4 protein-coding genes are annotated in these 4,290 nt (G+C 61.1%); 3 read left to right on the forward strand and 1 reads right to left on the reverse strand.

Annotated elements, in window-relative coordinates:
* Positions 1-88 precede the first annotated feature (88 nt).
* Together rimJ and BBF94_RS26715 are read left to right on the forward strand one after the other, a co-directional pair.
* A complete protein-coding gene (gene rimJ / locus BBF94_RS26710; protein WP_065261910.1) occupies positions 89-676 on the forward strand; it encodes a ribosomal protein S5-alanine N-acetyltransferase in 588 nt (195 codons plus the stop codon).
* Positions 677-706: 30 nt separating this feature from the next.
* Complete coding sequence (locus tag BBF94_RS26715; RefSeq protein ID WP_065261911.1) at positions 707-2,182, forward strand: ArnT family glycosyltransferase; 1,476 nt, start codon at positions 707-709, stop codon at positions 2,180-2,182.
* Between the two features lie 64 nt (positions 2,183-2,246).
* Here BBF94_RS26715 and pmrG read toward each other — a convergent pair whose 3' ends face one another.
* A complete protein-coding gene (gene pmrG, locus BBF94_RS26720; protein WP_065261912.1) occupies positions 2,247-2,918 on the reverse strand; it encodes a lipopolysaccharide core heptose(II)-phosphate phosphatase PmrG in 672 nt (223 codons plus the stop codon).
* Positions 2,919-3,171: 253 nt separating this feature from the next.
* Here pmrG and BBF94_RS26725 point away from each other — a divergent pair.
* On the forward strand, positions 3,172-4,290 hold a 1,119-nt coding region (locus BBF94_RS26725), incomplete at its 3' end, for a methyl-accepting chemotaxis protein (RefSeq protein WP_141676639.1).

The raw sequence follows: 4,290 nt of genomic DNA on the forward strand, positions 1-4,290 counted from the left end.
TTTTTTTTGCCCGGGATTTGGCCACGCGTTTGTGTTTTCCCGTCCACCGCGCAATTCTGGCGATAGTCCCCGAAAGCCGGAGCCCCCAATGCCGCTGTTGACCCTCCCCTGCCAACGCCTGACGCTCGCGGTGCTCGACCCGGTTCAAGCGCCACTGGAAAGCGCTTTCTACCAACGCAACCAGCGGCATCTCGCGCCGTGGTCGCCGATCCGTACCACCGACTATTTCTCCACCGAACAGATCCGCCGACGCCTGGAAGTGCAGGCCAGTGCCTTCGCAGCCGGGTTGGCGGTGCATATGGCGTTGCTGACTCCGGATGGCGAGCAGATGATCGGTGCGTGCAATTTCAGCGGGATCATTCGGGGTGCGTTCCAGGCGTGTTATCTGGGTTATCACATCGATGAGGCGCATCAGGGCAAAGGGTTGATGCAGGAAGCGCTGGAAGCAGCGATCGCCTACATGTTCGAGACCCAGAATCTGCACCGGATCATGGCCAATTACATTCCCGGCAATGAACGCAGTGCACGGCTGCTTGAGCGTCTCGGGTTCGAAAAAGAAGGCTATGCCAAGGCGTATCTGAACATCGCCGGGCGCTGGCAGGATCATGTGCTGACGGCGCTGGTCAATCCGGCATTCGAGGCCCCGGATCAGCGTTGGTCGCGGCGACTCGCGTGAGTTTCACAATTTGTTAAGCATTGACGAAGTATGCTCTGGCCTCCCGCCCTTTCCGGTTATCTGAAACCTATGCCGTCGCGTGCCGTCACTTCATTGTTCTTGCTTGCCGCCCTGCTGTTTTTCTTTGCGCTGGGCAATCATCAACTGCAAGGTTCCACCGAGGCGCGGGTCGCCGGTATCGCCATGGAGATGCATCTGGACGATGACTGGGTGACGCCCCGGCTGTTCGGCGAACCGTTTCTGGAGAAGCCGCCCCTGAGTCTGTGGCTGGACGCCGGCGCCATGCGGGTGTTCGGCGTGTCGCCGTGGGCGGTGCGGCTGGCGTCGGCGGTGGCCGGCCTGCTTAGTGTGATGGTGCTGTTCGGCATGCTGCGGCGCTTCGGACGGCCGAAAGCGATTGCGTGGACGGCGGGCATTCTGCTGGCGACCATGGCCAGTTACTGGAGCAACGTGCGCGGGGTTGGCGAGGATGCGTTGCTCGCGCTGGGCGTGACCACGGCATTGCTGGCGTTTTTCCAGGCGCAGCGCCACTCGACGCCGGGGAATTCGCTGCTGTTTATCGTCGGAATTGCCATCGCCACCCTGAGCAAAGGCATGCTTGGTCTGGCGATGCCGGGGGTGGTGATTTTCGCTTATCTGCTGGCTGACAACCTGATGGACAAGCGCTTCAAACTGACGGACTGGCTGCGGCCGGGATTGCTGACGGTGGTCGGGTTGATTCCGCTGCTGATCTGGCTCGTGGTGCTCTATCAACGGGGCGGCAGCCAGGCTGTCAGCGAAGTCTTGCTGACCAACAGTGTCGGGCGTTTCAGCGGGTCCTTCGTCGAAGCCGGGCACTACGAGCCATTCTACTATTATATCGCCAAGCTGCCGGAAGCGTTCCTGCCCTGGAACATTCTGGTGTACCTGGGGCTGTGGCACTTCCGCAAACAATTGAAGGCCAATCGTTACCTGCTGTTTTTCAGCCTGTGGATCGTTGCGCAGTTCATCATGCTGACCCTGGCATCGAGCAAGCGCACGGTGTACCTGATGTCGATGACGCCCGCAGCGGCGGTGATCGCGGCGGAATATGCGGGTGTGCTGTTCGAGAGATTGAAGGGCCGTAACAGCGGGTTTGTCGGATGGATCGCCCGTCATCGTCAGGCCTTGGCGGCAGGCATCCTGACCGTGGTGATCGCCAGTTACCTCGGCGCCGCGCAATGGGCGTTGCCGAAAGCGGACAAGGAATTGTCGTTCCTGCCACTGACCGAACATATCCAGAGCCTGCAAGCCAGCGGCCATCAGGTCGCGCTGTTCCAGGCCAACGAACGGGTCGGCGGCGCCAGCGTGTTCTACACCCGGAGCGTGCTCAAAGGCCTGGATACCGATGCGCAACTGAAGGATTTCCTCGGTGCATCCTCCTCGAACATCGCCGTGATGTCGGGGGACAACGAGCCCGCCGCTCCGTTGAAAGTGCTCAAGACCATGATGGTCGGGCGGCAGGCGTACTACTTCGTCAGTTATTGATGTTGTGAAGCACAAACGAAAAAACCGCCATCACCGGCGGTTTTTTCGTTTCGGTGACGATCACTTATCGGCTGGACAGCGTGCGCCAGTCAGAGGCTTCGATGAAGCCGAGCATTTTCGGAGCAGCCGGGTTGGCAGCGGAAACGAACAGCGAAGAGCCATAACCGGGGGTCGTGGCCGACACCCTGAGGTCTTTTTCCAGTTGCGCCATGCATTCGCTGTGGGTGACCAGAATCAGGTTGCGCCCCGGCACCTTGTGCGCGAGGGCATCCTGCAACATGCGGCCCTTGCAGCTGATCAGCCAGTCTTCGCCGGTCGTCGCGTGGTTGAACATGTAGCCGGCGGTCTGCACGGTGCGGGTCATCGGGCTGTTATAGATGTCGGCATGGTTCAGGCCCAGGTGCTCGAACTGTGCACCGACGGCGACCGCGACGCTGCGCGAACGGTCGGTGATGCCGTCATTGCCGCTCAGGCATGGCGCCGAAGAGTGATCGCAGCGCTCGACATGGCGCACCAGCACGATCATGTCGCCCTTGGCCCAACCGGCGGCCAGCGCCTGTGCGCCGGCCACGTTGCCGTGGGCCAGATCAGGCACCGCCTTCGGCGCCAGCAGCCACAGGGTCAGCGGCACCACCAGCGCCGATGCCGCCAGAACGACCCCGAGGTTGCGAAAACGGGCCAGGCCACTCAGGTCGATCGAGCGTTTGACGCCGAACAGACTCAGTCTCAATTCCACAAAAATCCGCCTTGCCAGTCCGCGGCACTGTCATTTGATCCGGCGAAGGTACAGAGGCCGCCGTGGGCAGCCGGTGAAACCCATGTGAAAAAAGTCTTGAGACTCTTGTTACAAATTCCGCCGGACAAAATCCTTTCAGCTCTCGGATTTGCGGCCGATACAGTCCTGCTAACACCCTTGCTGGCTCAAAAAAACAACAATCTTCCAGCCTGACCGACGATCAAGACGCACAACGTTTTCTGGAGGAATTGTGATGAATAGCTGGTTCGGCAATATCAGCGTGAACCTCAAACTGGGGCTGGGTTTCGGTCTCGTCCTGGCCCTGACCTGCATTCTGGCCCTGACCGGCTGGACCAGCCTCGGTGGCCTGATTGACCGCAGCAACTGGATGAGCGACATCACCCAGCTGAACGCCGGCCTGACCAAGCTGCGCGTGGTGCGCCTGCAATACATGCTGACCAATGGCGATGAAACCGCCGCGCAGAACGTGCAGACCACCCTCGACGGTTTCGCCGCGCAACAGCAGGCGCTGCTGGGCAAGTTCAAGAGCCCGGAAAACGTCAAGCTGCTCAAGGAGCAGGCCGCGACCATCGCCGAGTACCAGACCTCCCTGAACAAGATGCGCAACGCCTACCGCACCGGCAACACGGCGCGCGATACCATGGCCGCCAATGCCGAGACCGCTTACAACTTGATCGAATCGATCAGCAACCGCGTGCGGCAGATGGCGATGAGCGAGGAGCGCTTCGAGCAGTTCCAGGCCATCACCGAAGCCAAGGAAGCGTTCATCCTGGCCCGCTACGAAGTGCGCGGCTACACCGCCACCACCAATGCCGATACCGAGCAGAAAGCCGTCGGCCAACTGGATGTGGCCATCGCCAGTCTGAAACAGTTGAGCGCGCACTTCTCCAGCACCCAGCAAGACACCCTGCGTCAGCTGGAAACCGCGTTGACCAACTACCGCAGTGCCTTGCAGGCGTTCAAGAACGCCAACAGCGAAGCCGTGCAGGCCCGCAAGGAAATGACCGATCAGGGCGCCAACATCGTGACCCTGAGCGAGCAGATGTATCAGATCCAGCTCGACCGTCGTGACATGGAAAGCGCCCAGGCCCGCACCCTGCAACTGATCAGCACGCTGCTGGCGTTGCTGGTGGGCGTCATCGCGGCGTTCATCATCACCCGTCAGATCACCCGTCCGCTGCAGGAAACCATGGCCGTGGTCGAGCGCATCGCCAGCGGCGACCTGAGCCAGAACGTGGTCGTTACCCGCCGCGACGAGCTCGGCGTGCTGCAACAAGGCATTGCGCGCATGGGCGTGACCCTGCGCGACCTGATCAGCGGCATCCGCGATGGCGTGACCCAGATCGCCAGC

Source organism: Pseudomonas bananamidigenes, assembly GCF_001679645.1.
Taxonomy (GTDB): Bacteria; Pseudomonadota; Gammaproteobacteria; order Pseudomonadales; family Pseudomonadaceae; genus Aquipseudomonas; species Aquipseudomonas bananamidigenes.